This is a genomic window from Acetomicrobium mobile (assembly GCF_937920065.1).
The window spans coordinates 1-3252 of record NZ_CALETC010000226.1; the positions used below are offsets into that span (position 1 = coordinate 1).

Here is a 3252-nt window from a genome sequence, read left to right on the forward strand (position 1 = left end):
GGTCGATATGCATGGCGCTCAACAGTATGTACCTCTTTTCGATATAGATATTCCGATAGACTTGTAATTTGGTCTCATAGGGCATTGGCCCCTAATTTCAAATACTCAAGAAGGAGGTAATGGCAATGAGAGGGAAAGCGGTATGGATCGTGGGGATCATGGCGTTCGTTCTTTTCATAAGCGGGATGGCAATTGCGCAGCAGGACTATCCCAGCAAACCCTTCGAATTTATAGCACCGGCCGGTCCGGGCGGCGGATGGGATACAACTATCAGAATGGTCGCAAGGGTTCTGCAGGAGGAAAAGCTAGTGCCCGTACCAATGCCGGTCATCAATAAGCCAGGAGGGGGCGGTGGGGTGGCTCTTGCATATTTGCAACAGCGGAAGGGAGATCCCTATACTGTTGCAGTTTATTCTCCACCACTTTTGCTCATTAACTTAACTGGTCAAACTAAACTTTCCTTTAAGGATACTACTCCTATAGCCAGGCTTATCAGCGATTATGGCGCTTTTGCCGTACCGAAAAATTCTCCCTATCAATCCATTAGCGAAGTAATGGAAGCGCTGAAAAAGGATCCCAAAAGCGTTAAGGTTGGTGGCACTTCCTCACCAGGATCAATGGACCACGTTCAATTTCTTATTGCAGCAAAAGCAGCTGGAATAATCGACTTGGATAAAATTGTGTATATCGCCTTTCAAGAGGGGCAACAATTGGCAGCCTTATTGGGAGGACACATTGATCTTTTGAGCACAGGCTTAGCAGAGACGCAAGGACCCATGATGTCAGGTGACATTAAGGTGCTTGCGATTTCAAGGCCAGAGCCATATGATGAGGGGCCTTTCGCGAATGTTCCTACCTTGCGTCAAGGCGGCGTTGATGCAGAATTTATTAACTGGCGTGGTTTATTTGGTCCTCCTGAAATGCCGAATTATGCTGTAAAGTATCTCGAAGAAAAACTTGCTCAGCTGGAGAAAACTCAATTGTGGGATGAGATATGCAATACCAATGGTTGGGATAAGAGTTTTTTACCTGCAGAAGAGTTCAAGGCGTTCTTAGCTAAAACGAATGAAGAATACAAGGAAGTTTTGAAGGCAATTGGTTTCTATAAGGGAGAATAACTTTTAGGCAACCAAAGAGGACAGCTTTGAACAAAGCTGTCCTCTTTGCGAAAGGAGGCAATATCGCATGAACTCTGATGTAATTATTGGAATTGCAGGTCTTACTTTAGGAATATCTTATTTTATTCAGAGCTTAAATCTTCCAAAGGCGTTTATAGGTAATCCGTGGGCACCCATTTACTTCCCGTTGTCTTTGGGAGTGCTTATGATTCTGTGTAGTGCAATCCTTTTAGTTGAAAGTTTACGGCGCAGGAAGAAAAGTGAAAAGTTCAGTGCTCGAGTTCCATGGTTTCTGATTATAGGGACAATGTCAATAGGATCTGTATACGCCGTTTTATTCAACAGAATAGGTTTCATCCCGTCTACAATTATATTTATCGGAGCGATGTTATTTTTAGTTAATGGTACAAGGGGCTGGTTGCTGAACATCATACTTACGGTTTGCTTAACATTGAGCGTTTGGTATTGCTTTGAAAAAGTTTTGTACATCTCTATGCCATAACAAGGAGGTGAACTACGTTGGAGGCAATTAATAATTTATTATATGGATTAACGATCGTTGCCAAGCCAGTTAATATTATTTTTATGTCAGTAGGATGTATTCTTGGAACAGTGCTTGGAATGTTACCTGGAGTCGGTCCAGCAACCGGCGTAGCTTTATTGCTCCCTTTGACATTTACGATGAAGCCGGAAACCGCGTTAATTACCATGGCAGCCGTTTATTACGGGGCTATGTTTGGAGGGTCGCGCAGTTCGATATTATTAAACGTTCCTGGCGATGGTGCCGCTATAGCCTCGTGTTTTGATGGTTATCCTATGACGTTAAAGGGAAAGGCGGAATCTGCTTTGGCCATATCTGCAGTTGCTTCTTTCATTGGAGGCTTAATCGCGGCAGTTATTTTCCTGTTTTTGGCAATGCCCGTTGCTAGATTTGCCCTGCGTTTTGGACCGCCCGAGTACTTTGTGTTGATGGTCTTTGCCTTGTCTGCTACGGCATCTTTAACTGAAGAAAGCCCCGTCAAAGGTTTTATGTCGTTGTTGTTTGGTCTCATGGTGACAACTGTAGGCATTGACCTTCAATCCGGAGTTTTGCGTTTTACTTTTGGAATTCCAGAACTTCAAACGGGAATTGATTTTGTAGTGGTAATTGTAGGAATATATGGTATTGGAGAGGTATTTAAAAACTACGAAACGATCAAAGAGACAGGCATATATGCTTTAAAAACAACTTTTGGTCGTATATGGTTCACATTGGAAGAGTGGCGCAGGTGTATATGGCCTATCTTAAGGGAGTCTATAGTTGGGTTCATTATAGGTGTATTACCTGGAGCTGGAGGCACTATTGCAGCGATGATGGCTTACAGCAACGAAAAGCGATTGTCAAAAGAACCTGAAAGTTTTGGCACAGGCGTGCCAGAAGGGTTGGCAGCTCCTGAAGCTGCCAACAATGCAGCTTCTATCGGGGCAATGATACCCATGTTGACATTGGGAGTTCCCGGCTCAGGAACTACTGCAGTTATGCTAGGAGCCCTCATGATTTACGGCTTACAGCCCGGGCCTCTCCTTTTTGAGCAGCGTCCGGAAATTGCATGGGGAGTAATAGCAAGTTTATTTGTAGGGAATCTGATTTGCATAATAATTAATCTTCCACTGGCAGGGCTATTGGTCAGGTTATTATCAGTGCCTGGACGTCTACTTTATCCCCTTATAGTAGTAATTGCTTTTTTTGGGGTATACACTATAAACTTTTCGGTTGTAGATTTTTATATGCTCCTTATTTTTGGATTTGTTGGATACTTCATGAGACGATATAAAGTCCCCATTGCTCCAATGGTGTTGTCGGTTGTTTTAGGATCTTCCATGGAAAATTCATTCCGTCAGTCATTAATGCTTTCTGATGGAAGTTTGAAGATTTTCTTTAGATCGGGCATAAGTATAGCCCTTATCATACTAACTTTGCTTTCGGTAATGTGGCCTATATTTTCAAAAAATATAAAGATGCGACGTGTTTCGACAAAAAGCGCAAATTAAGCTAGCATTAACCTTAACAATGATACGGGGGTACTTATGATGGGTTTAACTATAACTGAAAAGATAATAAAACAACATTTAATCAAAGGGGATATGACCAAGG

The 3252-nt window shown here is 42.6% G+C and carries 3 protein-coding genes; all 3 read left to right on the forward strand.

Annotated features, from left to right (window positions below; genetic code table 11):
* The first annotated feature begins 125 nt into the window (after positions 1-125).
* The 3 genes from Q7P41_RS08645 (at position 126) to Q7P41_RS08655 (ending at position 3149) form a co-directional block, all read left to right on the forward strand.
* Positions 126-1118 (forward strand): tripartite tricarboxylate transporter substrate binding protein, encoded by a 993-nt coding sequence (locus Q7P41_RS08645; protein ID WP_303883513.1) that lies wholly within the window; start codon positions 126-128, stop codon positions 1116-1118.
* A 67-nt stretch (positions 1119-1185) separates the two neighbouring features.
* The gene (locus tag Q7P41_RS08650; RefSeq protein ID WP_303883516.1) at positions 1186-1620 is read left to right on the forward strand and encodes a tripartite tricarboxylate transporter TctB family protein; all 435 of its coding nucleotides are present in this window, start codon (positions 1186-1188) and stop codon (positions 1618-1620) included.
* Between the two features lie 17 nt (positions 1621-1637).
* Positions 1638-3149 (forward strand): tripartite tricarboxylate transporter permease, encoded by a 1512-nt coding sequence (locus Q7P41_RS08655; protein WP_303883517.1) that lies wholly within the window; start codon positions 1638-1640, stop codon positions 3147-3149.
* Positions 3150-3252 lie beyond the last annotated feature (103 nt).

Bases quoted from the DNA above. Each gene is read 5' to 3' on its own strand.
- Q7P41_RS08650 (WP_303883516.1), top strand. From the start codon at position 1,186: ATGAACTCTGATGTAATTATTGGAATTGCAGGTCTTACTTTAGGAATA.
- Q7P41_RS08645 (WP_303883513.1), top strand. From the start codon at position 126: ATGAGAGGGAAAGCGGTATGGATCGTGGGGATCATGGCGTTCGTTCTT.